The organism is Nioella nitratireducens, assembly GCF_001879715.1.
In the GTDB taxonomy this organism is placed as follows: domain Bacteria; phylum Pseudomonadota; class Alphaproteobacteria; order Rhodobacterales; family Rhodobacteraceae; genus Nioella; species Nioella nitratireducens.
Genome location: NZ_MNBW01000007.1, coordinates 223,415 through 246,700 on the forward strand (window position 1 = coordinate 223,415; position 23,286 = coordinate 246,700).

General features: G+C 65.4%; 23 protein-coding genes and 1 riboswitch. Of the genes, 18 read left to right on the top strand and 5 right to left on the bottom strand.

Translation table 11 applies throughout. The features are described from left to right. The first annotated feature begins 4 nt into the window (after positions 1-4). Entirely contained in the window at positions 5-721 is a 717-nt protein-coding gene (gene cobI, locus BKY27_RS09075; RefSeq protein WP_071674146.1) for a precorrin-2 C(20)-methyltransferase, read from the top strand. Next, the gene (cobJ, locus tag BKY27_RS09080) at positions 718-1,455 is read left to right on the top strand and encodes a precorrin-3B C(17)-methyltransferase (RefSeq protein WP_071674147.1); all 738 of its coding nucleotides are present in this window, start codon (positions 718-720) and stop codon (positions 1,453-1,455) included. Before cobI ends, cobJ begins: the two co-directional genes overlap by 4 nt. Here cobJ and BKY27_RS09085 read toward each other — a convergent pair. Further along, on the bottom strand, positions 1,431-2,180 hold the full coding sequence (locus BKY27_RS09085) for a cobalt-precorrin-6A reductase (protein ID WP_071674148.1): 750 nt from the start codon (positions 2,178-2,180) through the stop codon (positions 1,431-1,433). The two genes, cobJ and BKY27_RS09085, sit on opposite strands and share 25 nt — an antisense overlap. On the opposite strand from BKY27_RS09085, the gene cbiE reads away from it, so the two are divergent. The 11 genes from cbiE to BKY27_RS09140 all read left to right on the top strand — a co-directional run bounded on the left by cbiE (position 2,179) and on the right by BKY27_RS09140 (position 12,016). Beyond that, positions 2,179-3,366, top strand: coding sequence for a precorrin-6y C5,15-methyltransferase (decarboxylating) subunit CbiE (cbiE, locus tag BKY27_RS09090; protein WP_071674149.1), 1,188 nt, complete (start codon positions 2,179-2,181; stop codon positions 3,364-3,366). The two genes, BKY27_RS09085 and cbiE, sit on opposite strands and share 2 nt — an antisense overlap. Then, on the top strand, positions 3,348-3,731 hold the full coding sequence (locus BKY27_RS09095) for a cobalamin biosynthesis protein (RefSeq protein ID WP_324609989.1): 384 nt from the start codon (positions 3,348-3,350) through the stop codon (positions 3,729-3,731). The genes cbiE and BKY27_RS09095 overlap by 19 nt, the downstream gene beginning before the upstream one ends. After that, positions 3,728-4,513 carry a precorrin-4 C(11)-methyltransferase gene (cobM, locus tag BKY27_RS09100; protein WP_071674151.1) on the top strand — a complete coding sequence of 262 codons (786 nt, stop codon included), beginning with the start codon at positions 3,728-3,730 and terminating at the stop codon, positions 4,511-4,513. The genes BKY27_RS09095 and cobM overlap by 4 nt, the downstream gene beginning before the upstream one ends. After that, positions 4,510-5,820: a cobyrinate a,c-diamide synthase gene (locus BKY27_RS09105; RefSeq protein WP_071674152.1), complete on the top strand. Its 1,311-nt coding sequence runs from the start codon at positions 4,510-4,512 to the stop codon at positions 5,818-5,820. The genes cobM and BKY27_RS09105 overlap by 4 nt, the downstream gene beginning before the upstream one ends. 1 nt (position 5,821) lies before the next feature. Next, positions 5,822-6,547: a uroporphyrinogen-III C-methyltransferase gene (gene cobA, locus BKY27_RS09110; protein ID WP_071674153.1), complete on the top strand. Its 726-nt coding sequence runs from the start codon at positions 5,822-5,824 to the stop codon at positions 6,545-6,547. Continuing rightward, positions 6,540-6,863 (top strand): DUF1636 domain-containing protein, encoded by a 324-nt coding sequence (locus BKY27_RS09115; protein ID WP_084667913.1) that lies wholly within the window; start codon positions 6,540-6,542, stop codon positions 6,861-6,863. Before cobA ends, BKY27_RS09115 begins: the two co-directional genes overlap by 8 nt. Before the next feature lie 82 nt (positions 6,864-6,945). Beyond that, a riboswitch (cobalamin riboswitch) is annotated at positions 6,946-7,174 on the top strand. A 38-nt stretch (positions 7,175-7,212) separates the two neighbouring features. Then, the gene (locus BKY27_RS09120) at positions 7,213-7,893 is read left to right on the top strand and encodes an energy-coupling factor ABC transporter permease (protein WP_071674154.1); all 681 of its coding nucleotides are present in this window, start codon (positions 7,213-7,215) and stop codon (positions 7,891-7,893) included. Positions 7,894-7,962: 69 nt separating this feature from the next. Further along, positions 7,963-8,730, top strand: coding sequence for a precorrin-6A synthase (deacetylating) (gene cobF, locus BKY27_RS09125; RefSeq protein ID WP_071674155.1), 768 nt, complete (start codon positions 7,963-7,965; stop codon positions 8,728-8,730). A 154-nt stretch (positions 8,731-8,884) separates the two neighbouring features. Beyond that, positions 8,885-9,877 (top strand): D-cysteate sulfo-lyase, encoded by a 993-nt coding sequence (gene cuyA / locus BKY27_RS09130; RefSeq protein WP_071674156.1) that lies wholly within the window; start codon positions 8,885-8,887, stop codon positions 9,875-9,877. 1 nt (position 9,878) lies between these two features. Beyond that, positions 9,879-10,556 (top strand): cysteate racemase, encoded by a 678-nt coding sequence (cuyB, locus tag BKY27_RS09135; RefSeq protein ID WP_071674157.1) that lies wholly within the window; start codon positions 9,879-9,881, stop codon positions 10,554-10,556. 95 nt (positions 10,557-10,651) lie between these two features. Beyond that, the gene (locus BKY27_RS09140; protein ID WP_071674158.1) at positions 10,652-12,016 is read left to right on the top strand and encodes an MmgE/PrpD family protein; all 1,365 of its coding nucleotides are present in this window, start codon (positions 10,652-10,654) and stop codon (positions 12,014-12,016) included. Here the strand turns inward: BKY27_RS09140 and BKY27_RS09145 are convergent. The 3 genes from BKY27_RS09145 to BKY27_RS09155 all read right to left on the bottom strand — a co-directional run bounded on the left by BKY27_RS09145 (position 11,988) and on the right by BKY27_RS09155 (position 15,327). Continuing rightward, positions 11,988-13,349 carry a CoA transferase gene (locus BKY27_RS09145; protein WP_071674159.1) on the bottom strand — a complete coding sequence of 454 codons (1,362 nt, stop codon included), beginning with the start codon at positions 13,347-13,349 and terminating at the stop codon, positions 11,988-11,990. The two genes, BKY27_RS09140 and BKY27_RS09145, sit on opposite strands and share 29 nt — an antisense overlap. Next, on the bottom strand, positions 13,346-14,869 hold the full coding sequence (locus BKY27_RS09150; protein ID WP_071674160.1) for a malonate--CoA ligase: 1,524 nt from the start codon (positions 14,867-14,869) through the stop codon (positions 13,346-13,348). The genes BKY27_RS09145 and BKY27_RS09150 overlap by 4 nt, the downstream gene beginning before the upstream one ends. Before the next feature lie 65 nt (positions 14,870-14,934). Next, on the bottom strand, positions 14,935-15,327 hold the full coding sequence (locus tag BKY27_RS09155; RefSeq protein WP_071674161.1) for a hypothetical protein: 393 nt from the start codon (positions 15,325-15,327) through the stop codon (positions 14,935-14,937). 150 nt (positions 15,328-15,477) lie between these two features. On the opposite strand from BKY27_RS09155, the gene BKY27_RS09160 reads away from it, so the two are divergent. From BKY27_RS09160 to BKY27_RS09180, 5 genes are all read left to right on the top strand, one after another. Beyond that, complete coding sequence (locus tag BKY27_RS09160) at positions 15,478-17,286, top strand: sensor histidine kinase (RefSeq protein WP_233491806.1); 1,809 nt, start codon at positions 15,478-15,480, stop codon at positions 17,284-17,286. Then, the gene (locus tag BKY27_RS09165; protein WP_071674163.1) at positions 17,283-18,629 is read left to right on the top strand and encodes a sigma-54-dependent transcriptional regulator; all 1,347 of its coding nucleotides are present in this window, start codon (positions 17,283-17,285) and stop codon (positions 18,627-18,629) included. Before BKY27_RS09160 ends, BKY27_RS09165 begins: the two co-directional genes overlap by 4 nt. A gap of 278 nt (positions 18,630-18,907) precedes the next feature. Then, positions 18,908-19,906 (top strand): TAXI family TRAP transporter solute-binding subunit, encoded by a 999-nt coding sequence (locus tag BKY27_RS09170; protein WP_071674164.1) that lies wholly within the window; start codon positions 18,908-18,910, stop codon positions 19,904-19,906. Between the two features lie 109 nt (positions 19,907-20,015). Then, positions 20,016-22,292 (top strand): TRAP transporter permease, encoded by a 2,277-nt coding sequence (locus tag BKY27_RS09175; protein WP_071674165.1) that lies wholly within the window; start codon positions 20,016-20,018, stop codon positions 22,290-22,292. A 107-nt stretch (positions 22,293-22,399) separates the two neighbouring features. Next, the gene (locus BKY27_RS09180) at positions 22,400-22,681 is read left to right on the top strand and encodes a DUF2218 domain-containing protein (protein WP_071674166.1); all 282 of its coding nucleotides are present in this window, start codon (positions 22,400-22,402) and stop codon (positions 22,679-22,681) included. 82 nt (positions 22,682-22,763) lie between these two features. Here the strand turns inward: BKY27_RS09180 and BKY27_RS09185 are convergent, their stop codons facing one another. After that, positions 22,764-23,075, bottom strand: coding sequence for a DUF6280 family protein (locus tag BKY27_RS09185; RefSeq protein ID WP_071674167.1), 312 nt, complete (start codon positions 23,073-23,075; stop codon positions 22,764-22,766). Positions 23,076-23,286: the final 211 nt, after the last annotated feature.

The following is a 23,286-nucleotide window of genomic DNA, read 5'->3' on the forward strand; positions in this document are numbered from 1 at the left end:
CCACATGGGCAAGGTCATCTGCACCGGGCTCGGCCCCGGCGACCCCGATCTGATGAGCGTCCGCTCCGACCGGCTGATCCGGGGCACCCGCCACCTTGCCTATTTCCGCAAGGCAGGCCGCAAGGGGCAGGCGCGCCAGATCGTCGAGGGGATGCTGCGCGACGACGTCACCGAACACGCGATGGAATATCCCGTTACGACCGAGATTTCCTTCAAGGACCCGGAATACAACCGCATCCTGTCGGAATTCTACGACGACTGGACCGATCGGCTGGAAGCTCTGGCCGCGACCGATGACGTGATTGTCTTGTGCGAGGGCGACCCGTTCTTCTACGGATCGTTCATGCATCTTCATTCGCGCCTGCAAGGCCGGGTCGAGGTCGAGATCGTGCCCGGCATCACCGGCATGTCGGGTTGCTGGACGGCGACCGACATGCCGATCACCTGGGGCGATGACGTGCTGACCGTGGCGATGGCGACCTTGCCGGAAGAGGAACTGGTGCGACGTCTGAAGGACACCGATGCCGCCGTGGTCATGAAGATCGGGCGCAACCTGCCCAAGCTGAAACGCGCGTTGCAGGCTGCGGGGCGGCTTGACGATGCGTGGCTGGTGGAACGCGGGACGATGCCGAAACAGACGGTGCAGAAGTTGACCGATTTCGCGGGCGACACGCCCTATTTCGCCATCTGCCTGCTGCACGGCCAAGGTCGCCGGCCATGACCGGCTGGGTGGTGGTTGCGGGCCTTGGGCCGGGGCGCGACGGCCTGATCGTGCCCGAAGTGGCCGAGGTGCTGGCACTGGCGACCGATGTTGTGGGCTATATCCCCTATGTGCGCCGGGTGAGCCCGCGCGCGGGCCTAACCTTGCATGAAAGCGACAACCGGGTCGAACTGGACCGAGCCAGCCACGCGCTGGACATGGCCGCAGGGGGCAAGCGGGTGGTGGTCGTATCCTCCGGCGACCCCGGCGTCTTCGCCATGGCCTCGGCGGTGTTCGAAGCGCTCGAAAAAGGCCCTGCGGACTGGCTGAGCCTCGATATCCGTATATTGCCCGGCATCACCGCGATGCTTGCTGCCGCCGCCCGGATCGGCGCGCCCTTGGGTCATGATTTCGCGGCGATCAACCTGTCGGACAATCTCAAACCTTGGGATCTGATCGAAAAACGCCTGCGGCTGGCAGGTGAGGCGGGTTTTGCCATGGCCTTTTACAACCCACGCTCCAGCGCCCGCCCGCATCAGTTTGCCCGCGCGCTGCACATCCTGCGCGAGGCCTGTGGGGAGGACACGCTGATTTCCTTCGCCCGCGCGGTTTCGACACCAGAGGAAGAAATCAACACCGTCACGCTGGCGGAGGCGACGCCAGAGATGGCCGATATGCGCACCATGGTGATCGTCGGCAATCGCGACACGCGCCGGGTCGGGCCTTATGTCTACACCCCGAGGTCGGCGCTGTGATCCAGCCACGCCATAACCGCGTCAGCGCTGGTCAGGACACGGCGCGGCGGCACGTGGGGCCGGTCGACCAGGACCACCGGCAGGCCAAGCGCGCGGGCGGCATCAAGTTTGGCCCGCGCCCCGGCGCCACCCCCGTTCTTGGCGACGATATGGGTGATGGCGTGGCGTTCCAGAAGCTGCCGGTCGCTGGCCAGATCGAAGGGGCCACGCGCGATGACGGCCTCTGCATTCGGCAGGGGCAAGGCGGCTTTCGGCGGATCGACAAGACGCAGAAGGTAGAAATTTCCGGGCTTCACGGCAAAATCCGACACATGCTGCTTGCCGATCGCCAGGAACACCCGCGCCCCTTCGGACGGAAGAGCCGCAACCGCGCCGCCCATGTCCGCGACATGGGTCCACGCGTCGCCCTCCTCCGCATGCCAGCCAGGCCGCTCCAGCCCGACCAGCGGCACCCCCGCCTCGGCGCAGGCCGCGACCGCGTTCGTGCTCATCTGCGCGGCGAAGGGGTGGGTGGCATCGACCACATGGCTGATCTTCTCGGCCCGCAGGTAAGCCACCAGACCCGCCACACCGCCAAAGCCCCCAACCCGCATGGGCAGGGGCTGCGCCATCGGCTTGTCGGTGCGCCCCGCGTAGGAGAAAATGGCGTCCACTCTCGCCTCGGCCAGAAGCCGGGCGAGCGCGGTGGCCTCGGTCGTGCCGCCAAGCAAAAGGACGCGTGTCATGGCTGATCCTTGGTTGAGCCTGATTGGTCTGGGTGAAGATGGCCTGAACGGCCTGTCGCCTGCAAGCCATGCCGCGATGGATGCGGCGGAAATCGTCTTTGGCGGGCCACGGCATCTGGAATTGGCCGGGGTCGGGGCGCGGGGCCGGGAATGGCCGGTGCCTTTTTCGGTCGAGCCGGTGCTGGCGTTGCGAGGCCATCGGGTGGCCGTTCTGGCCTCTGGCGATCCGTTCTGGCACGGCGCGGGCGGGTCGCTGTCGCGCCATCTTGCGCCCGAGGACTGGCAGGTCTTTCCCGCGCCCTCCTGCTTTTCGCTCGCGGCCGCACGGCTGGGATGGAAGATCGAGGAGACGATGTGCCTTGGCCTGCACGCCGCGCCGTTTGAACGCCTGACCCCGGTGCTGCACGAGGGCGCGCGTATCCTGTGCACCCTGCGCGACGGGGATGCTGCGGGCGACATGGCGCGCTGGCTGACAACGCGGGGTTATGGCGCATCGCGGATGACCGTCTGCGAGGCGCTCGGCGGTCCCCGGCAGCGGCTGCGCGGAACGGTCGCCGAAAGCTACGAACTGACCGACGTGGCCCATCCGGTCGTCGTCGCCATCGAGGCGCGGGGCGCCCCCGGCCTGCCACGCGCCTCTGGCCTGGCCGATGATCTCTTCGCCAGCGACGGCCAGATCACCAAGCGGCCGGTCCGCGCGCTGACCCTCTCGGCGCTTGCCCCCCGCCCCGGCCAGCACCTGTGGGATCTCGGGGCAGGCTCTGGCTCGATCTCGGTCGAGGTTTGCCTTGCCGCCCCCGGAACCACCGCGACCGCGCTGGAGGCCCGCGCGGACAGGGCAGCGAACATCCGCGTCAACGCCCGCGCCTTTGGCCTCGAACATCGGATCACCACGGTCGAGGGACGCAGCCCCGATGCGCTGGCCAACCTGCCCGATCCCGACATGGTCTTCGTGGGCGGCGGTGCAACAGTTGCGTTGGTGACCGCCCTTTGGAAACGGCTTACCCCCGGAACACGGCTGGTGATCAATGCTGTGACGCTGGAAACCGAGGCGCTGTTGATCGGCTATCATGGCTCCCATGGCGGGCATCTGTTGCGGGCAGACCTGGCCGAGGCCGGGCCGCTTGGTTCAATGCGAGGATGGGACCGGGCCCGCCCGGTTTTGCAGTGGACGGTGACACGATGATCTGGGCCGGGATCGGACTGCGCGAGGGCGCAACGGACACCGCCTTCAACGAGGTCTTGGCTCTAGCGGGCCGTCGCCCGAATGCCTTGGCCTGCCTGACCGCAAAGGCCAGCCCGGCGCTGAAAGACTGGGCAAAGGCCGAAAGGCTTGCGCTCACTGGCCTCGTCGAACAAGACATCGCGGGCGAACAGACGCTGACCTGCTCCCCCCGGATCAAGGCGCGCTTTGCCACCGGCAGCGTCGCCGAAGCACTGGCGCTGGCCGCCGCCCGCAAGGGTGGCTACACCGCCCGCCTGATCGCCCCCCGCGTGACAAGCACCTGTGGCATGGCCACCATGGCGCTGGCAGAAAGGAAAGACCCATGACCGTTCATTTCATCGGCGCAGGCCCCGGTGCGGCAGACCTGATCACCATTCGGGGGCGCGATCTGATCGCCGCCTGCCCGGTCTGCCTGTATGCCGGGTCGCTGGTGCCGCAAGACTTGCTGAGCCATTGCCCCGACGGTGCGCGGATCGTGAACACCGCGTCCCTGTCGCTCGACGAGATCATCGACGAGATCAAGGCAGCCCACGCGACGGGCCAAGACGTGGCGCGCCTGCATTCCGGCGACCTGTCGGTCTGGTCTGCCATGGGCGAGCAACTGCGCCGCCTGCGCGCGGAAGGCATTGCATATGACGTAACCCCCGGTGTTCCCGCGTTCGCCGCCGCCGCCGCCGCGCTTGGCGCGGAACTGACCCTGCCGGGCGTCGCGCAGTCGCTGGTGCTGACCCGCACCTCGGGCCGCGCCTCGTCCATGCCTGAAGGGGAGACGTTGGAAAACTTCGCCGCCACCGGCGCGACGCTGGCCATTCACTTGTCTGTCCACGTGCTGGAGGACGTGGTGGCCCGGCTGGCCCCCGCCTTTGGTGCTGAGTGCCCCGTTGCGGTGATCTGGCGCGCCACGTGGCCGGATCAGAAGATCGTCAAGGCCACGCTCGGCACGGTCGAAGAGGCCACCGGCGGCGAACGCGGACGCACGGCGCTGATCCTTGTGGGCCATGCGCTTGGCGCCGAGGATTTCGATGAAAGCTGCCTCTATGCGGGGGATTACGACCGCCGTTTCCGCCCCGTGGGCACTGATCCCCGTTTCCCGGAGACCGCCGAGTGATTGCGCCAGGCCTTATCATCTCGGCCCCCGCGTCCGGCACCGGCAAGACCACGCTGACGCTTGGCCTGCTGGCGGCCCTGCGGGAACGCGGACTGACGGTGCATCCCTTCAAGAGTGGCCCGGACTACATCGACCCCGGATTTCACGCCGCGGCTTCGGGGCGGGCGTCGGTAAATCTCGACACATGGGCCATGGGCGCCGAGATGATCGGCGGATTGATCGGGGCGGCCGATGACGCCGACCTGATCCTCGCCGAAGGCTCGATGGGACTGTTCGACGGGGTGATCTCGGCGGGCGAGCATGACAATGGCTCCAGCGCCAGCCTTGCCGCCTTGACGGGGTGGCCGGTCGTTCTGGTTCTCGACACGTCCGGGCAGGCGCAATCCGCCGCCGCCGTCGCCAGGGGCTTTGCCGCGATGCGGCCCGATGTGCGCTTGGCGGGCGTGGTGTTGAACCGCGTCGCCTCGCCCCGGCACGAGGCCATGCTGCGCGCCGGGATGGACGAGGCCGGTATTCCTGTTCTGGGGGCGCTGCCCCGCCAGAAGGACATCGAAATGCCGTCACGCCACCTTGGGCTGGTGCAGGCAGGCGAACAGGCCGACATGCCGCGCATTCTGGAGGCAGCGGGCCGGTTCGTGGCCGACAACGTGGATCTTGATCGCTTGCTGGCCGTGGCCGGGACAACCCGGATCGACGGACAAGACAGCGCCATCGCGCCTCCGGGACAACGCATCGCCTTGGCGCAGGACGGGGCGTTTTCCTTTGTCTATCCGCATCAACTGGACGGCTGGCGGCGCGCCGGGGCAGAAATCCTGCCCTTTTCGCCCCTGAACGACGACGCCCCCGACACCCGTGCCGACATCTGCTGGCTGCCCGGTGGCTATCCAGAACTGTATGCCGGGCCGCTGGCCGCCGCGCAGACCTTTCGCAAAGGCTTGGTTTGCTTTGCCGAAACGCGGCCCGTCCACGGCGAGTGCGGCGGCTACATGGCCATGGGAGAAGCATTGATCGACAAGGAGGGCGTGCGTCACCAGATGGCCGGATTGCTGGGGCTTGTGACCTCTTACGAGACCCGCAAGATGCATCTGGGCTATCGCCTTGCCACGCTGACAACGGACATGCCGGGCCATGCCGCGGGCACCCGGCTGCGGGGGCACGAATTCCACTATTCCACCATCCTCGACCAACCCGATGCTCCGCTGGCGCAGGTCGTCGATGCAGGCGGGGCCGCGGTGCCCGAGACCGGATCGCGGCGGGGCCATGCTACCGGCACGTTCTTTCACCTGATCGCGGAGGCACAGCGCTAACATGACCGGCTTTGTCAGTTTCGTATCCTCCGGCCCGGGCGATCCCGAGTTGTTGACCCTGAAGGCCGTCGACCGGCTTGGCCGTGCCGACGCGGTTCTGTTCGATGACCTGTCCGCAGGCGCCATCCTGACCCATGCGCGCGAGGGGGCCGACCTCATTGGCGTCGGCAAGCGCGCCGGGCGCCCGTCGCCCAAGCAGGATCACGTCAGCCGATTGCTGGTCGATTATGCCCGCATCGACCAACGGGTGGTGCGGTTGAAATCCGGTGATTGCGGCATCTTCGGACGGCTGGAGGAAGAGATCACCGCGCTCCGCGCCGAGGGCATCCCCTATGAGATCGTCCCCGGCATAACCTCGGCCTCGGCCGCTGCCGCAGCGGCGGGCATTCCGCTGACCCGCCGCCTGACCGCCAGACGCGTGCAGTTCGTCACAGGCCATGACGTGACCGGCGCGCTGCCCGAGGGGCTGGACCTTGCGGCCCTTGCCGATCCCGGTGCAACCACCGTGGTCTACATGGGCAAACGCACCTTCGCGGCCCTTGTCGAGCGTCTGGTGGCAAAGGGCTTGCCCGCCGATACCCCCGCGCTCTACGCCGAATCCGTGTCTACCGAGAACCAGAACCTGACCCGCTCGACCGTAAGCGCACTTGCGATGCACCTTTCGCACTCGGACAGCAAGATGCCGGGGTTGATCCTGTATGGGCCGCTGGCCGATGGCGATGTCTGAGCTGAACCTGACCGTCTGCACCAGTTGCCCACTGGGGCAATCGGGCTTTGCCGAACGGCTGCGTGCGGCCTTGCCCGATCGCGCTGCCGCCACGGTCAACACCGTGGAATGCATGTCTGGTTGCCCGCGTCCATCCACCCTGTCCATCCGCGCCCCCGGCAAGACCGCCTACCTGTTCGGCGACCTGACCGACGCGGACCTGCCTCTGATCCTGGCCTTCCTTCCCCTTTACGCCGACTCGCCCGATGGCAATTTCGCGGACGCCCGCGTGATCGGCGACCTCAGGCTCAAGGCGCTTGCCCGCATCCCCGGCTGAGAGGCTGATTTTTCCCGCCCGAGGTCGTTTTCAGATGCAAGCACGCGTGTTTTGAACATTGACCCGAAAGACCCCCGGCGGGCATACTGGCGGGCATGTGGTGTCCCATTTGGTGCAAAGCGCCGGGACTGAAACGGGAACGGGGAACGGGCGGACCAAGTTGCGGCGCCCACAGCCCCGACCGCCCCCGCGACTGTGAGCGGCGAGCGGCCTTTCAAGATCCCACTGCCGGGGCATCCGCCTTGGTGGGAAGGGGAAAGGCTCGGCTGTGACCCGCAAGTCAGGAGACCGGCCACGGCATACGAAACACCAAAAGAACCGTCGGGTGTGACGGTCAGGAGAAAACAAAATGCATATCGAACCAGGCATCATCACCGGCGCTAAAATGGCGCTGAGCTATGCCACCGCAGCCGGCGCCGCAACCTACGCAGCCAAATCCGCCCTCGACACCATCCGCGAAAGCGGCGTCGCCTCGCTGGCCGTTCGCGGTGTGATGGCCACCGGTGCCGTATTCACCTTTTTCCAATTGATGCCGCATTACGCCGTTGGCGTATCCGAGGTTCACTTTATACTTGGCTCAACCCTGCTGCTTATGCTTGGCGTCGCGCCTGCCGCCATCGGCCTCGCGCTCGGGCTGCTGGTGCAAGGGCTGTTCTTTGCACCGACCGACCTGCCGCAATATTTCGTCAACGTCACAACCCTGTTGGTGCCGCTGTTCGCTATCGCGGCCCTTGCGCGCAAGGTCATCGCACCGGGCACACGCTATGTCGATCTGAGCTACCTTCAGGCCCTCAAGCTGTCGACGGCTTATCAGGGTGGCGTGGTGTCCTGGGTCGCGTTCTGGGTCTTCTACGGTCAGGGTTTCGGTGCCGAAACCATGGCATCCGTCCTCGCCTTTGGCGGTGCCTACATGATGGTCGTCCTGATCGAACCGCTCGCCGATCTGGCTGTTCTCGCGGCGGCCAAGTCGTTGCGTGGCCTGAAAGGCTCTGGTCTCGTCGAACCGCGCCTCTTTGCCGTAAAAGCCTGAATTCAGGACAGTTTCTGTTCGACTGCGCGGCCCCATTCGTGGGGCCGTGTTTCTTTGAAGGACCATGACATGATCGCACTCGACCTGATCGGCATCGGCACGGGCAACCCACGCCATCTGACGCTGCAAGCGATAGACGCGATGAATGCGGCCGACCTGATCCTGATCCCCACCAAGGGCGAGGAGAAAGACGACCTTGCCGGTCTGCGGCGCGACATCTGTGCCCGGGTGCTGACCAATCCCGACACCAAGGTGGTCGAGTTCGCCTTGCCCGTGCGCGACCCGGCCATCACCAACTACCGCGCCCGCGTCGAGGCTTGGCACGACACGATTGCCGCGATCTGGACCGAAACGATCCGGGCGCATCTGGGCAGTGGTGTGCGCGTCGCCTTCCTCGTCTGGGGCGACCCGTCGCTTTACGATTCCACCCTTCGGATCGCGGAACGCGTGGCCAAGGCGCTGCCCCTTGCTGTGCATGTCGTTCCGGGCATCACCTCGATACAGGCGCTAACCGCCGCCCATGCGATCCCGCTCAACAGCATCAACGGCCCGGTGACGATCACCACCGGCCGCCAGATCCGTGACAACGGCTTCCCGCCGGGGACAGACACCGCCGTGGTGATGCTGGATGGCGAGTTGAGTTTTCGCACGCTCGACCCCGAGGGCTTGCATATCTGGTGGACGGGTTATGCCGGGATGGAGACCGAGATTTCCCTCTCCGGACCTGCGGCCTCGGTGAGCGACGCGATCGCAGAGGCGCGCGCCGCCGCCCGCGCGGCGCATGGGTGGATCATGGACATCTACCTTTTGCGCCGGTCGTCGCCGGTGCGGGCGTGACCTTTGTCGCGCGCCCCTATTAAGCCCACTGGAAACCCGCTTTAAGCGCTTCGAAATCCAGTCAAAACAATCCGCTGGCGCCGTCGGATTGGCTCTGGACGCTGCCGGAAAGCCCGCGCTAGGCTCCGCTCTAAACCCCGTACCGGAGCTTCCCATGCATCTCGCCCGTTTCCCCCGTCTGCACCTCGCCCACCTGCCCACACCGCTGGAACCCATGCCCCGCCTGTCCAAGGAACTGGGGGCCGAGATATGGATCAAACGCGATGACTGCACGGGAATGAGCACCGGTGGCAACAAGACCCGCAAGCTGGAATTCCTGATGGCCGAGGCGGTCGAGATGGGTGCCGACATGGTCATGACCCAAGGCGCCACCCAGACCAACCATGGCCGTCAGACCGCCGCCTTCGCCGCCAAGCTTGGCATGGGCTGCCATATCCTGCTGGAAGACCGCACCGGCTATAACAACGAGAACTACAACGGAAACGGGAACGTGTTGCTCGACCATCTGCACGGCGCCACGACCCAGAAATTCCCCGGCGGCACCGACATGGCGACCGAAATGGAGAAGGCCGCGGAAGCCGAACGCGCCAAGGGCAAGACCGTCTACGTCATTCCCGGTGGCGGCTCGAACCCCACGGGCGCTCTTGGCTATGTGAACTGCGCGTTCGAGCTGGTTGGCCAAGCCAATGACCGCAGCCTCGTGATCGACCGGGTGGTGCATGCGACGGGATCGTCCGGCACGCAGGCGGGGCTTGTCACGGGCCTAAAGGCGATCAACGCTGGCATTCCGGTCCTCGGCATCGGCACCCGCGCGCCGCAGCCCAAACAGGAACAAATGGTCTACGACCTTGCTTGCCGCACGGCGGAAAAACTGGGCTGTCCCGGCGTGGTCGCGCGCGATGACGTGATGGCCAATACCGACTATGTGGGCGACGGCTATGGCCTGCCAACGGACAGCGGGTTGGAGGCAATCCGGATGTTCGCGGAGCTGGAAGGCATCCTGCTGGACCCGGTTTATTCCGGCAAGGGCGCGGCCGGGCTGATCGACCTTGCCCGAAAGGGAACGTTCAAGGATCAGCGCATCGTCTTCCTGCATACCGGCGGCGCTGTCGGCCTCTTCGGCTACGACTTCGCCTTTGGCAAGTAACATGCGCCGGATCGGCATCTTGGGGGGCATGGGGCCAGAGGCCACGATCCTGATGCAGCAGCGCCTGCTGGCCACTGTTGCGGCAGAGGACGACTCCGACCACATCCCCCTCTTGATCGACATGAACCCGCAGGTGCCCTCGCGCATTGCGCATCTGATCGAGGGCACCGGCGGCGATCCTGCCCCGGTGCTGGCCGACATGGCGCGGCGGCTGGAAACCGCCGGGGCCAAGGCACTGGCCATGCCCTGCAACACCGCCCATTCCTATGCCGCCAACATCACGGCTGCCGTCGACATCCCGCTGCTCAACATGGTCACGCTTTCGGCAGAACGGGCCGGCCCCGGCAAGGTCGGCATCCTCGCCTCGCCCGCCACGCGGATCACCGGTGTCTTCGACGATGCGCTGGAACCGCGCGGGGCGGTGCCGGTCTGGGTCGATGACGAAGACCAGTTGTTGCACGCCATCCGCATCATCAAGGCCAATGGCGCCACGGTCGAGGCCCGCAACATCCTGCGTGCCGCGTCCGAAGAACTGCTCGCCATGGGGGCGGAGACGCAGTTGATCGGATGCTCGGAATTTTCGCTGATTGCCGAGGCGACCTCGGCCGAGGCCAACGCCATCGACACACTGGATGTGCTGGTCGAGGCGGTGGTGGCCTTCGCCACGGGCGACGACTGAAACCGACTATTCGTCTGCCATTTCCGTCGCCAACTGGCAATCCATACCGGGCGAAGCGCGCCTAGGCTGATCCCATCAGCCGCCGGAGTGCGTCCATGTTCAACCCCATCCCCTTGCCGTCAGCCCCCTTCTCCCGGCTCGCGTCCTTCGCGTTGCAGAGCACTGCCAAGGACATCCCCGTCGCGGTAAAGGAGCGGGCGGCGCTCCTATTGCTCGACACCCTAGGCATCTGCGCCGCCGCCACGCAGATGCAGGCCGGTCGGATCGCCCGCGATACGACGCGAGACCTCTACGGGGCCGGGCGCGGCCCCGGTGTGCCGATGCTCTTTGATGGCCGGCGCGTCAGCCCGGCGGGGGTGGTTTTTGCCGCGGCAACGCAGACCGACAATCTCGACGCCCATGACGGGTTCAACCTGACCAAGGGCCATATCGGCGTGGCGGTTGTGCCCACGCTTGCGGCGTTGGCCCATGACCTGCCGGACCTTTCAGGCCCGGACGCGCTGACCGCGCTGGTCCTGGGGTATGAAATTGCCGGACGCGCGGGGATCGCCCTGCACGCAACGGTGGCCGATTTCCACACCTCCGGCGCGTGGAACGCGCTTGGGGTGGCAGCGCTTGCGGCCCGGTTGAAGGGGCTGAACGCGGACCAATTGCGCCACGCGCTCGGCATCGCGGAATATCACGGCCCCCGCAGCCAGATGATGCGAGAGATCGCAAACCCCACCATGTTGCACGACGGGTCAGGGATGGGGGCGTTGGCGGGGCTATCGGCGGCGGTCATGGCCGAAAAGGGCTTTACCGGCGCGCCCGCAATCACCCTGGAAGCACCCGAGGCCGCGCCCTATTGGGAAAACCTTGGCCAGCACTGGCTGACCGAGGATCAATATATCAAGCCCTACCCCATCTGCCGATGGGCGCACGCCCCGATCAACGCCGCCGAACGCCTGCGCACAGCCCACGGGATCGACCACCGCCAGATCGCCCGTATCACCATCCGCAGTTTTGCCGAGGCCATCGCGCTTTATCCCGGTATGCCGGACCACACCGCGCGGGCGCAATACGCATTGGCCTTTCCTGTCGCCGCAATGCTGGTGAACGGGCGGATCGGCCTGCCAGAGATTTCTGGGCCGGGGTTGAACGCCCCGGACGTGGCGCGGCTTGTCGCGTTGACCGAAGGCATTGTCGATCAGCGGCATCAGGCCCGGTTTCCGGCGGAACGGTGGGCCGAGGTAGAGATCACCTTGGCGGATGGCACAGTGCTGGCCTCGGGTGAGGTCACCACCAGTGGCGGGCCGGAAGAGCCGTTCGATGCCTTGCGACTCCGCGCGAAGTTTCACGACTATGCCGGGCCGGTTCTGGGCCACGACCGCGCCAAGCGATTGGAAGCGGCGGTTCTTTCCCTGACCGAACCGGGCGCGCGCTTTGCCCCTGTCAATGCCCTGATTTCAGAGGCCCCGTAGACCACACCGGCACATGCCGCCCAAGCGGGCCGGCGGGGATCGTCCAGTGCATCGGCGCGCCTTCCACCACGATCGCAGGCCTCAGCCGCCTCGCAGGCCCCCACGTGGTGTGCTCCACTTCTGCGGCATAATCCGCTGCCTCGGCGGTCAATGGGCCCTCTGACATGGTCTCGGATGGATAGTCCTGCAACAGCGCCGCCGTGCGGGCCAGCGACAGCCGCGCGTTGCGCACCCCTTTGCCCGCCGCGGCATCGCGCAGCGCCGCCAGAACCGACGCGGCGATCAGGTAGCCCGTCGCATGATCCAAGGCCTGCACCGGCAGCGGTGTGGGCTTGTCCCGCCCAAGTCGCGCCATCCCGGCCTCGGCGATCCCGCTCGACATCTGCACGAGACTGTCATACCCGCGCCGCTTGGCCCAAGGCCCGGTCCAGCCATAGGCACACAGGCTCGCCTCGATCACATGCGGGGCGTGTGACCGCCGCCAGTCGGCCCCGATCCCGAGCCGGTCGAGCGCGTCGGGACGGTAGCCATGCACCAACACATCGGCCTTTTGCAGCAAGGTCGCGAACCGCGCTTGCCCGTTGTCTGTCCGCAAGTCCAGCCGGGCGCAGCGTTTGCCCAGGGTGACATCGGGGGCGAGGCTTGGTTCGTCCCACGCCACCGGGTCGATGCGCACCACGTCGGCCCCGAACCCGGCCAAGGCCCGTGTCGCCACCGGTCCGGCAAGGATGCGGGTCAGGTCGAGCACACGCACCCCGTGTAGCGGGCGGTCGGGCGCGCCCCCCCAATCGCGGATGGATGCGGGGCGCGCCTCACCCCACGCGACCAAGGGTTCGGCAACCACCGCCCGCCCCTGTAGGTGCTCTGCCCATGACGTCATACCGCGCATCTGGGCCGCGACGCCGCCCTCGGCCACCACGGCGGCTTCCAGCTCCTCCGCTTGCCAAGCTGCCACGGCCCGCGCCACATGTTCCTTGGACTCGACGCAACCAAGCGCCCGGATCGCGGCGGCCCGGTGATGCGGCGCGTTGGTATGCAACTTGATCCACCCATCCGCCGCCAGGTAGTCGCCCGCGAGATCATCCCAGGCTGGCGGCAACGCCCACCCTTGTGGTGCGATGGAGTCGGAGAACCACAGCGCGGCCAGCCGCCGGTCGACCGAGATGTCTGCCGCGCCGTGCCCGAGTGCCATGCGCAGCTCTGCCACGCCCTGCCCCACCGCAGCCATCGAGGCCGCCGCCAGATCGCTGACGCGAAAGACCGAGGGGAGGTCGCCCCTGCCAGTTTCGGACCAGTCAGACGACAGCCCAATCGCTTCGGCAATCTCCTTCATGCAAAGATCTCGGCGTAGTCCTGCCGCAGCGCGTTTTTCTGGACCTTGCCCATGGTGTTGCGGGGCAGTTCCGGCAGGAAGAGCACCCGCTTGGGCTGCTTGAACTTTGCCAGATCGCTGGCGATGGCGGTCAGAATGCCCGTCTCGGTCAGGTCAGCACCCGCGACAGGCACCACCACCGCCACGACGCCCTCGCCAAAATCGGGATGCGGCACACCGATGACGGCGCTTTCCAGAACACCGGGCAGATCGTCGATCAGCGTCTCGACCTCTTTCGGGTAGACGTTGAAGCCCCCCGAAATGATCAGATCCTTGCCCCGGCCCACGATGTGGACATATCCGTCATCGTCGATCCGCCCCAGATCGCCGGTGATGAAGAACCCGTCCTCACGCAACTCCTCGGCGGTTTTTTCCGGCATCTGCCAATATCCCGCAAAGACATTGTCGCCCCGCACTTCCAACATGCCGATCTCGCCCTGCGGCAGGTCTTCGCCGGTTTCGGGATCGCAGACCTTCAACTCCACCCCCGGCAGCGGAAAGCCCACGGTGCCTGCGCGCCGGTCGCCGTCATAGGGGTTCGAGGTATTCATGTTGGTCTCGGTCATGCCGTAGCGCTCAAGGATCGCGTGGCCCGTCACCTCGCGCCACCGGTCGTGCGTTTCCGCCAACAGCGGCGCCGACCCAGACACGAAAAGACGCATGGTTTTCGACGCCTCCGACAGCCCTTCCTGCTGCAAGAGCCTTGTATAGAAAGTGGGAACGCCCATCAGCGCGGTCGCCTTGGGCATCGCTGCCATGATCTGTTCGGCGTCAAAGCCGGGCAGGAAGATGCAGGCCCCGCCCGCCATCAAGGTGATATTGGTCGCCACGAACAGTCCGTGGGTGTGAAAGATCGGCAAGGCATGGATCAGAACGTCATCGGGCGTGAAACGCCACGTGTCGCGCAGGGTTTCAGAATTTGAGGCCAAGGCCCGGTGGGTCAGCATCGCCCCCTTGGATCGGCCCGTCGTGCCCGAGGTATAGAGGATCGCGGCCAGATCCAGCGGATCGCGCGGCATCGGGGTAAAGCCCGGCGCCTCGCCGTCGCGCGCCTCGACCAGCGAGCCGGACCCATCGGATGCAATCGTGCGAATGTGGCGCACGCCGCATTCTGCCGCCAGCGGGGTCAGGTCGTCCAGCTTCGTCGGATCGCAGACCAGAAGCGCCGGTGTGGCGTCGCCCAGGAAATATCGCACCTCTGCGGGGGTATAACCGGTGTTGAGCGGCAGGAAGACCGCGCCAGCCAGCACGCAACCAATATACAGCTCCAGCATTGCTTGGGTCTTGGGGGCCTGCACCGCGACCCGGTCGCCGGGCTTCACCCCCATCCGCGACAGGGCCGAAGCCATGCGTTCGGCATTGGCGAAGAACGCGCCATGGCTCACCTCTGCCCCGCTGTCGGGATGGATCAGGAAGGGTTGGTCTTCGCGTCCGATAGAGGCATGGCGCAACCTGTGGGCGAGATAATTCCTGTCATACATGTTGCGGCCTCTTCCTGAATTGCTTTGCCTTCTGTTGCCCGAACTCGCGCCCGTCGCGCAAGGGGTCAGGCAGCGGGGCGCGGGTATTCCCCTTCTACCGGGCCGGGCATCAGCCCTACCGCCGGGCAGGCCAGCACATCGAACTGCGACAGGAACCCTACCATCCGATCGGAGATCGCCGATTTGCCAAGCTGTGCATCGACCACTGCGTCGATGGTCAGCTCTCTTCCCTGACGGATGTTCTGCGCCAAGGTCGCCTTGAAATGGCGCTGGACCGCATCCGGCGAACAGCCCCGATCACTGGCCCACGGCATCGCCCGCAGCGTGCGATAGGTCTGGTCAAGCTCGGGGAAGGCCTCTTCGACCACCGCCCCGGCGCGGGCGACCGCGGAAAGGGCCATGCGCAGATGCGTCTCGCGCGCGCAAATATCCGGCCCGGTGACCCCTGATGCAGCCATTCCTGGCCTCCCTGTTTGCATCCAGCATGGAAGAATGCAGCGGGAATGGAAATCCCCTTGCGGGTGCCCCCTAGGCAAGGGCGCAACGGCAGATCATACTCGCAAGCCATGAAAAGGCGCAGACACAGATCCCTCGGCACAACTCCCGCCATGCGTGGGCTGTTGGGTGTTGTCGTCCTTGCGGTCGCACTGAGCGTTGCCGCCTTGCCCCGGATCGAACGGTTTTTCCTGGTCCAGTCGGGCGAGGCTGGCGAGGCCACGTTGACGCTGGCCGTCGAGGGCCTGCGCGGTGCCTTGCGGCGCTATCAGCCGCTGCCCGCCCTGATTGCAGAGCGGCAGGAGTTGCTGGATCTGCTGGCAACCCCCGGCGACACCCCCCTGCAAGCCGATGTGAACGAGCATCTGCGGCTGACGGCAGAGTTCGTGAATGCGTCGGACATCTACCTGATGGACACGACCGGGTTGACCATCGCCGCCAGCAACTATCGGCGCGACAACCCTTTCATCGGACGCAGCTTCGAGTTTCGGCCCTATTTCACGCAGGCGCTTGGTGGCGGGCTGGGGCGCTATTTCGCGCTTGGCACCACGTCGCTGGAACGCGGTTATTTCTATGCCGCCCCGGTCGAAGACGGCACCCGCATCGTGGGGGTCGTGGCGCTCAAGTTCACCGTCGATCAATTTGAAACCGCCTGGAGCGGCGGCGGCAGCGACATCGTCGTCAGCGATACCAATGGCATCATTTTCATGTCCAACCGGCCCGAATGGCATTTCCGCGCGCTGGAGGATCTGAACGATCGCGTGCTGTCCCGCATTCAGGCGCAGCGCCAATACCCGCTGGACCAGATCCTGCCGCTGGAAAACCGGCGCACGCCGCTATCGGACAGCATGGACCTTGTGCGCATCACAGAGGCAGGCGACTTCGTCTCGTCTGTGCAACGCATTCCAGAGGCCGGCTGGACCGTCACCATCCTTGGCCCCACCGGCCCGGCGCGGGCGCAGGCCCTGACCGTGCTGGCGCTGCTGGTCCTGCTGATCCTCTTTTCAGGGGCGATGGCATGGCTGTTCCTGCAACGCCGTGCGCGGCTGGTCGAGCGGCTGGACCAGCAGCGCCAGCACCGCGAACATCTGGAAAAACGGGTGGCCGAGCGCACTGTCGATCTCAACACCGCCAACACCCTGCTGGTGCAGGAAATCGAAGAACGCAAGGCCACCGAGCAGCAACTGCGCCAGACCCAGACCGAACTGGTGCAGGCGGGCAAGCTGGCGGCGCTCGGGCAGATGTCAGCGGCGCTGAGCCACGAATTCAACCAGCCGCTCGCCGCCGTGAAGACCTACGCCGAGAACGCGGCCACCTTCCTTGACCGCGACCGGCCCGAGGATGCGCGCAAGAATGTCCGGCTGATCTCTCAAATGGCCGATCGCATGGCGTCGATTTCCAAGCATCTGCGCAATTTCGCCCGCCGCCCGCAGGACAAGATCGGCCCGGTGCCATTGCTGTCGGTGTTGGACGATGCCATCGCACTGATGGACGCCAAGCTGCGGGCCAGCAAGGCCGAGCTGCATTTCGACCGGCCCGAGGGCGAGATCATGGTGATGGGCGGTCAGGTGCGTCTGCAACAGGTGCTGGTCAACCTGCTGTCCAATGCGCTCGACGCGATGGAGCGGCTGCAAACCCCCGTTATCGACATCAGCCTGCACCGCGAGGGCGCACGCCAACTGGTGGAACTGCGCGACCGGGGTCCGGGACTGAGCGAGGAAACTCTGTCGCATATCTTCGACCCGTTCTTCACCACAAAAAGCCCCGGCAAGGGTCTGGGACTTGGCCTGTCGATTTCCTACAACATCGTGCGGGATTTCGGCGGCACGCTGGCCGCGCGCAACCACCCCGAGGGCGGCGCGATCTTTGTCGTCGATCTGGCCATGGCCGAGGACAACAGCGACAGGGTGGCGGCGCAATGAACACCGAAACGATCCTTTTCGTCGATGACGAAGACCATTTGCGGATGGCCGCCGAACAGACGCTGGAACTTGCCGATCTGGACGTCGCCTGCTTTGCCGACGCTGCCTCGGCCCTGTCGCATGTGGCGCGGGAATGTCCCGGTATTCTGGTGACCGACATCCGGATGCCCGGCATGGATGGGCTGGACCTGATGGGCCGCGTGCTGGAAATCGACCCCGAATTTCCCGTGATCCTTGTCACCGGGCATGGCGACGTAGAGCTGGCCGTCCAGTCGATGCGCGACGGGGCCTATGATTTCCTCGAAAAGCCGTATGAGCCGTCGCGGCTGGTAACCTCTGTTCAACGCGCGCTCGACAAGCGACGCTTAACGCTGGAAAACCGCGCGTTGCGGCGGCAGGTCGGTCGGCGCGATGTGATCGAGTCCCGCCTGACAGGCCGGTCCGAGGCCGCCGTGCGCCTGCGCGAACAGGTCCGCGCCATCGCCGCGACCGAGGCCGATGTGCTGATCCAGGGGGCGACCGGCACCGGCAAGGAGGTGGCCGCGCGCGCGCTGCACCGCGCCAGTGCCCGGTCTGACAAACCCTTCGTCCATATCAACTGCGCCGCCCTGCCCGGCGACCTGATCGAGAGCGAGCTGTTCGGACACGAGGCCGGCGCTTTTGCCGGTGCGACCCGCGCGCGCTATGGCAAGTTCGAACATGCGCGCGGCGGGGCGGTCTTTCTGGACGAGATCGACGCCATGAGCCAGCCGATGCAGGCCAAGCTGCTGACGGCGATCCAGAACCGAACCATCACGCGTCTCGGCTCGAATGACCCGGTCGAACTGGACGTGCGGTTCATCGCCGCCAGCAAACAGGATCTGGAGGCCGAGGCCGCAGCCGGAAATTTCCGCCCGGACCTGCTCTACCGGTTGAACGTCGTGACCCTTCGCATTCCTGATCTGGAAGACCGGCGCGAGGATATCCCACGCCTTTTCACCCATTTGGTGACCGAGGCCGCCGCCCGCTACAAACGCCCGATTCCCGACATCCCCGGCGCGGTCCTGACCGCCGTCGCCGCCCGCCGCTGGCCCGGCAACGTGCGCGAACTGCGAAACGCCGCCGACCGGTTCGCCCTTGGGCTGGCCCTGGATATCGGCACGGTCGCGGGGGCCGCGACAACCGGGATGAGCCTTGCCGACCGAATGGCGGAACACGAGAAATCGTTGATCGCTGCCAGCCTGACGGCCCATGGCGGCAGCCTGAAAGACACCTACGAGGCACTCGGGCTCAGCCGCAAGGCGCTTTACGAGAAGATGCAGAAACACGGCCTGTCGCGCGAGGCGTTCAACGCCGCCGAGTGATCCGGGTTTTCGGTCGGCGCGCGCCCCTTGCCGCCGGAAACGGCCCGGCGATGGGTCGGTTTGGAAACACCCCCGCCCCTGAAATGTCCCCTTTCCCACCCATCGGCCGAGGTTTCTGCACCAACCGGCTATTTCCGGCACGCAGACCTGTTGAACGAGTCATCCCCGCCCCCCCTTAGTTGCGCCGCACGGCCCGAAATGGGCTGGGGATGGAGTGGAGGCTCTATCCACACCAAGTCGGCCTTTGGGCTGGCACACCAACCGGAGGGAACTTCAGAATGACATTCACCAAAGTCACGGCGCTCGCGCTGACCACTGCGCTGTCCACCACCACCGCCTTCGCCGAAGGTCATGGCAACATGGACCGCACCGGCTGGCCCGAAAGCTTCACCGTCGGCACCGCGTCGCAGGGTGGCACCTATTTCGCCTACGGCTCTGGCTGGGCGAACCTTGTCGCGGACGAACTGGGTCTGAGCGGCGGCGGCGAAGTCACCGGTGGCCCGATGCAGAACATGGCGCTAGTCCACACCGGCGAGGCACAGTTCGGCATGACCACCATGGGCCCGGCTGCGGAATCGCTGCAAGGCACCAACCCGATTGCGCCCGGCCTGCCGATGACCAACGCCTGCGCGATGTTCCCGATGTACCAGACGCCGTTCTCGGTGACCGCGCTGGCCTCTTCGGGCATCACCTCGGTGGCAGATATCCCGGCAGGCGCCCGCATCGGCTTCGGCCCCGCTGGCTCCACCTCGGACACCTACTTCCCGCGCATGATGGAAACGCTTGGCGTCGATTTCGAACGTCGCAACGGCGGCTGGTCCGACCTTGGCGGCCAACTTCAGGACGGCCTGCTTGACGTGATCGCCTTTGCAGCCGGTGTGCCGGTGCCCGCCGTCAGCCAGCTTGAAGTTCAGACCGACGTGAACATCATCGAGTTCACCGAGGAAGAGCAAGCGGCCATCATGGATGCGTTCCCGGTTTCAGCATTCGACATCGCGGCTGACACCTACACCACGCTCGACCACGATGCGCGCTCGGTGTCGATGTGGAACTTCGCCATCGCCAACTGCGACCTGCCGGCCAGCTTCGTCTACGCCGTCGTCGATACGGTCATGTCGGACAACGAGCGCATGGTGGGCATCCACCGCGCGGCACGCTCGACCCTGCCCGAGAACTGGGACAAGAACAACGTCCTGATGTGGCATCCCGGTGCGGCCCAGTGGTTCGCCGAAAACGCAGGGGCCGACATTCCCGCCGATATGATCTTCGGTAACTGATCGGGGCCGCAGGCCGAAACAAACGTGCCGCGCCCTTCCCCGGGCGCGGCATTTTCAAACCGGGATCCGCCACGGCCGATGGGGCCACGGGGGCGGAGCGGAGGGAACCATGACACAACAGACTGCACAAGAGGACCAGGTGGTCCTTGCGGAGGGCGTGGACGAGGAGCCGGTCGAGAAAAACCGTCGCCTGTTTACCGGCCCGTCGCTCATCTTCATCGCCGCCCTTGCGACGCTCTACGCCGCCTTTCACATGATCGCCCTGAACGGCGTGTCGATCCGGGACTGGACCGGCATCAACCTGCCCTTCCTTCCGCAATTCCCGCTGGAGACGTGGAACTTCCGCATCGTCCATATCGCGGGGGCCGTGGCCCTCGGCTTCCTGCTCTACGGCGCGCGCCTCTTCCCCGAGGAGGACCGTCGCGCCACGCCGCTGCTATCCAAGGCCGGTCTGTTACTGCTGGTCCCGGTGGCCATCGCCGCCTATACGTCGATCAACTTCATGGTGATGATCAATTCCGGAACATTGCAGGAAATGGGCGGTCTGACCGTCTGGATTTCCAGCAACCAGATCCCCGCCGGGGCCGAGATCTACGCGAGGGAGGTTTACTGGTTCGGTCTGCCGCTGCTGGTCGCCACACTGGGCGCCATCGTGCTCGGCTGGTTCGAAAACGCCCCGCGCGACCGGTTCGCAACCTCTGACATCGTGCTGGCGCTTTGCGGGATTGCCGTCGCGCTCTACCTCGTGCCGGTCTATTCCACGGCAGCGCGGAACTCTGTGGGAACGCCCTTTGTTCCCATTGGTGTCGCCTTTGCTGCGACCGCAGGCACCGCGTTGATCATGGAACTGACCCGCCGCGTGGCCGGTCTGGCGCTGGTGATCATCACCGGCGTCTTCCTGACCTACACCTTCACCGCGCACCTGCTGCCCGGCATCCTCGCCGTGCAGACCCCGTACACGTGGCACCGCTTTTTCGGCCATGTCTATTCGGATGCGGGCATCCTCGGGCCGACCACGGCCGTGTCCTCGACCTACATCATCCTGTTCATCATCTTCGCGGCCTTCCTTCAGGCTTCGAAAGTCGGCGACTACTTCGTCAACTTCGCTTTCGCCGCCGCAGGGCGCGCGCGTGGTGGACCGGCCAAGGTGGCAATCTTCGCCAGCGGCTTGATGGGCATGATCAACGGCACCTCGGCAGGCAACGTCGTGGCCACCGGCTCGCTCACCATCCCGCTGATGAAAAAGGTGGGCTATGACAAGCGCGTGGCAGGTGCGGTGGAAGCAGCGGCCTCGACCGGCGGGCAGATCATGCCGCCGATCATGGGCGCAGGCGCCTTCATCATGGCCGAGATCACCGGTATCCCCTACCAAGAGATCGCCATCGCCGCGATCATCCCGGCGGTGCTCTACTTTGCATCCATCTACTTCATGGTGGACCTTGAGGCCGCCAAGCTGGGGATGCGGGGCATGCGAGAGGACGAGCTGCCCAAGCTCAACAAGCTGATCCGGCAGGTCTACCTCTTCGTTCCCATCATCATCCTCATCGTGGCCCTGTTCATGGGCTATTCGGTGATCCGGGCGGGCACGCTGGCCACGGTGTCGGCGGCGGTCGTCAGTTGGCTGACGCCGAACCGCATGGGGATCAGGTCGATCTTCAAGGCGTTTGAACTGGCGGGGATCATGTCGATCCAGATCATCGCGGTCTGTGCCTGTGCCGGTATCATCGTGGGTGTCATCAGCCTGACCGGCGTCGGCGCGCGTTTTTCGTCGATGTTGCTCAACATCGCCGAAGCCTCGCAACTGCTGGCCCTGTTCTTCGCCATGTGCATTGCAATCCTGCTGGGGATGGGGATGCCGACCACGGCGGCCTATGCGGTGGCGGCCTCGGTCGTGGCGCCGGGCCTTGTCGAGCTTGGCATTCCGCAACTGACGGCGCATTTCTTCGTCTTCTACTTTGCCGTGGTGTCGGCTATCACGCCGCCTGTGGCCTTGGCCAGTTACGCAGCGGCGGGAATATCAGGGGCCAACCCGATGGAGACATCGGTCGCGTCGTTCAAGATCGGCATCGCCGCCTTCGTGGTGCCCTTCATGTTCTTCTACAACGCAGCGATCCTTATGGATGGCACATGGTTCGAGATCATCCGTGCGGCCATCACCGCAACCGTGGGTGTGTTCCTGCTGTCCTCGGGGATGCAGGGCTGGTTCGTCGGTGGGCGCGTGGCGTGGTATATCCGCGTGGCTCTGGTGGTCGCGGCGCTCTTCATGATCGAGGGCGGCTGGATCAGCGATATGATCGGCGTCGGGGCGGCTGTGGCGCTGTTTTTCATCCAGAAGCTGCTGCACCCCTCGCCCGACGCGACCTTCGATGTGCGAGGCGCTGACTAGTCCCCTGCGCAAACGAACACAAATTGAGGGCCGTCCCGGTGGGGCGGCCCTTGTTTCTTGTGCGTTTGGCGGGCATGTATTTCCGAGTGAAACACACAGGAATTATCATGCCTCTCCTCACCGGCACGTTCGACACCCCGCACGCATCCAAATACCTGCAGCAACTGTGCAAGCATTTCGGCCACAAACGGCCCGTTCAATTCGATGAGCAATCTGGCGAAATCCGGTTTGACTTTGCAACAGCCCGCGTCACCGCCGACGAGGCCCGCCTGACCGTCGTCATGGACCTGTCCGATGCAGAGGCCACCGAGCGGGCGCGAACCGTCATCGACAAGCACCTGGAGCGGTTCGCCTTCCGCGAGGGGTTCACCGTGATGGACTGGCAATAGCCTCCAGCACGCAAGCCGGGCACAAAAAGAAAAGCGCGCCCCGAGCGGACGCGCTTTTTCACTGGCAGCTCAGACCGTTTGGTCAGGCGGCTTCGGCTTGGTTGCGACGCTCGCTCTCTTCGCGCGACAGCGCGACAGAGGTGCGCACACCGTTGCCGACGAAGGCCATCAGGCCACTGACCACCCGTTCGTTCGGGTCGATCCCTGCACAGGACAGCACTTCGCGCCCATCACGGGACCGGGCCCAACGAGCGATTTGCTCGGGACCGTTGCCATATTTCTTGTCATCTGCGATGGCGTCATCCAATGCGGCAAGGACGACGGCGGCAAAGAGTTTGCGCGACCGCTGGCCCTGTTCGTAGTTGAATGCCGTCCCATCAACGAAATCAGCCATTTCGTCGTCCTTTTTATTGCTCTTGCATTTCCGGCGTGGCGTCCCTTATGCCCATTCTGAGGGCGATTCGGGTGCGCAAATACTGCATGGTAGATATGCAAGGTGCGCATACCTTGACGAATTCAATCTCAAGGTCAGGTGTATTGCCACCTCACCTCGCGGAAGATATAGGAACCGTCAAGATTTTCTCAACCATTTGCCATGGAAAAGA

Coding starts and splice junctions, on each gene's coding strand:
- BKY27_RS09140 (WP_071674158.1), top strand. CDS start 10,652: ATGTTCAACCCCATCCCCTTGCCGTCAGCCCCCTTCTCCCGGCTCGCG.
- cobM (WP_071674151.1), top strand. CDS start 3,728: ATGACCGTTCATTTCATCGGCGCAGGCCCCGGTGCGGCAGACCTGATC.
- cobI (WP_071674146.1), top strand. CDS start 5: ATGGGCAAGGTCATCTGCACCGGGCTCGGCCCCGGCGACCCCGATCTG.
- cbiE (WP_071674149.1), top strand. CDS start 2,179: ATGGCTGATCCTTGGTTGAGCCTGATTGGTCTGGGTGAAGATGGCCTG.
- BKY27_RS09175 (WP_071674165.1), top strand. CDS start 20,016: ATGACACAACAGACTGCACAAGAGGACCAGGTGGTCCTTGCGGAGGGC.
- BKY27_RS09120 (WP_071674154.1), top strand. CDS start 7,213: ATGCATATCGAACCAGGCATCATCACCGGCGCTAAAATGGCGCTGAGC.
- cobA (WP_071674153.1), top strand. CDS start 5,822: ATGACCGGCTTTGTCAGTTTCGTATCCTCCGGCCCGGGCGATCCCGAG.
- BKY27_RS09155 (WP_071674161.1), bottom strand. CDS start 15,327: ATGGCTGCATCAGGGGTCACCGGGCCGGATATTTGCGCGCGCGAGACG.
- BKY27_RS09185 (WP_071674167.1), bottom strand. CDS start 23,075: ATGGCTGATTTCGTTGATGGGACGGCATTCAACTACGAACAGGGCCAG.
- BKY27_RS09145 (WP_071674159.1), bottom strand. CDS start 13,349: ATGAAGGAGATTGCCGAAGCGATTGGGCTGTCGTCTGACTGGTCCGAA.
- cobJ (WP_071674147.1), top strand. CDS start 718: ATGACCGGCTGGGTGGTGGTTGCGGGCCTTGGGCCGGGGCGCGACGGC.
- BKY27_RS09180 (WP_071674166.1), top strand. CDS start 22,400: ATGCCTCTCCTCACCGGCACGTTCGACACCCCGCACGCATCCAAATAC.
- BKY27_RS09160 (WP_233491806.1), top strand. CDS start 15,478: ATGCGTGGGCTGTTGGGTGTTGTCGTCCTTGCGGTCGCACTGAGCGTT.
- BKY27_RS09150 (WP_071674160.1), bottom strand. CDS start 14,869: ATGTATGACAGGAATTATCTCGCCCACAGGTTGCGCCATGCCTCTATC.
- BKY27_RS09170 (WP_071674164.1), top strand. CDS start 18,908: ATGACATTCACCAAAGTCACGGCGCTCGCGCTGACCACTGCGCTGTCC.
- cuyB (WP_071674157.1), top strand. CDS start 9,879: ATGCGCCGGATCGGCATCTTGGGGGGCATGGGGCCAGAGGCCACGATC.
- BKY27_RS09115 (WP_084667913.1), top strand. CDS start 6,540: ATGTCTGAGCTGAACCTGACCGTCTGCACCAGTTGCCCACTGGGGCAA.
- BKY27_RS09165 (WP_071674163.1), top strand. CDS start 17,283: ATGAACACCGAAACGATCCTTTTCGTCGATGACGAAGACCATTTGCGG.
- cobF (WP_071674155.1), top strand. CDS start 7,963: ATGATCGCACTCGACCTGATCGGCATCGGCACGGGCAACCCACGCCAT.
- cuyA (WP_071674156.1), top strand. CDS start 8,885: ATGCATCTCGCCCGTTTCCCCCGTCTGCACCTCGCCCACCTGCCCACA.
- BKY27_RS09085 (WP_071674148.1), bottom strand. CDS start 2,180: ATGACACGCGTCCTTTTGCTTGGCGGCACGACCGAGGCCACCGCGCTC.